Origin of the sequence: Brevundimonas sp. P7753, assembly GCF_013386595.1 — a bacterium.
GTDB classification, from domain to species: Bacteria; Pseudomonadota; Alphaproteobacteria; order Caulobacterales; family Caulobacteraceae; genus Brevundimonas; species Brevundimonas bullata.
Window position 1 is genome coordinate 1 of the sequence record NZ_JACARP010000207.1, and the last position, 1,303, is coordinate 1,303.

Below are 1,303 nucleotides of genomic sequence, written 5' to 3' on the forward strand. Positions count from 1 at the left end.
CGCCCATGTCGGCCAGGGCCGCGGTGACTTCGGCCACGCCTGCATCGACGGCGGCAGGGCTGTCGCCGCGGACGGCGATGGTCATGTGATGCTCACCGTAGCCAGCGCGGCCAGCGGCGACGTCGTCCTTGGCCTGGGCCAGTTCGCCGCGCAGGGAAACGGCCTCGTCCTCGGCGGAGCGCATGCGCCGAAGCGCCAGGTTCATCCGCTCCAGCGCCGCCTGCCGCTCGACGAAGGCGAAGGACTGGGTGACGGTCAGTTCGAAGGGCAGACGCATCAGCTCATCGAACATGCCGGGCGCGCTATAGGCCGGGTAGTCCTTGATCGAGACGATGCCGAGGAAGCTGCGCGGCAAATGCCCGGCGGCGGAAAGCTCTACGGCCTCCTGGCCGAAGCTCACGCGGCGATAAGGCAGGTAGGCGCCTAGGTCCTGGCGCGGCAGCAGCACCGGCCGTTCTTCGCCGTTGTAGAGCGAGGACAGGAACTCCAGCGGTTCCGAGCAGGCGCCGTTGGGCGTGTCGTAGACGCTCAACAGGTGCGGCTCATATTCGCCCAGGGTTGCGAGCAGGGCGTCGCGGCCGGCGTTCAACTGGGCCAGTTCATAGGCCTGACCGGCGTCCGGCGCCTGGCCGGCGCGCGTGACCCAATTGCGGATCTGGTCCGCGAAACCGATGCGGCCCTGAAGCGGGCGGCGGACCAGGGTCAGATAGAGATCGTTGACGAAGAGCTGTTTGGCGCCCAGCCGCTCGGCCCAGCGGTCGCCGAGACTCTGCGAGAAGGCGTCGGGGTAGTCGGCGTTGAGGCCGATCTCGGCGCGTCGTCGCACCACGTGATGATAGAGAGCGAAGCGCGAGGTGCCGATGGCGCGCAGCATGGCGTCGCGCAGGCTCTTGCGATAGTTGAGCTCGCCCGTATCCGCCGTCTCGAACAAGAGGCCGCGCAGGCGGATCGTCTGCAGCAGCAGGCCGTCACGGGTTTCCAGCGTGTAGTCGTCGACGTGGTGCGCGTAGGGCAGGTGAGAGCCCGCCGCCTGTTCACGCTTCACCGTCTTAGCCCCCTGGCTCAGGGCCGGTAGGAGTTGCATCGCCAGATCTTGTGGTTGCGAACGCGCGGGCATTTCCCGATCCGGGTCAGCCATAGGTCGATGATGCGCGGCTCGCGCAGGCACAGCAGGACGCCGACGCCATGGATGACCAGAGCCAGCGGCAGAACCCAGATCGAGCGGAACACCAGAAACAGCTCCGCCGCGATCACGGCGTTGATGATGAAGTAGCTGTAGGTGACGCCCGCAAACATCTGCGGG

1 protein-coding gene and 1 pseudogene are annotated in these 1,303 nt (G+C 67.2%); both read right to left on the bottom strand.

The features are described 5' to 3' along the window. Positions 1-1,084 (bottom strand): annotated as a pseudogene (locus HX774_RS19160) (VirB4 family type IV secretion/conjugal transfer ATPase); the annotation flags it as partial. Continuing rightward, positions 1,063-1,303, bottom strand: a 241-nt coding sequence (locus HX774_RS19165) for a type IV secretion system protein VirB3 (RefSeq protein ID WP_178828999.1), incomplete at its 5' end; no start/stop codon positions are given. The pseudogene HX774_RS19160 and the gene HX774_RS19165, both read right to left, overlap by 22 nt.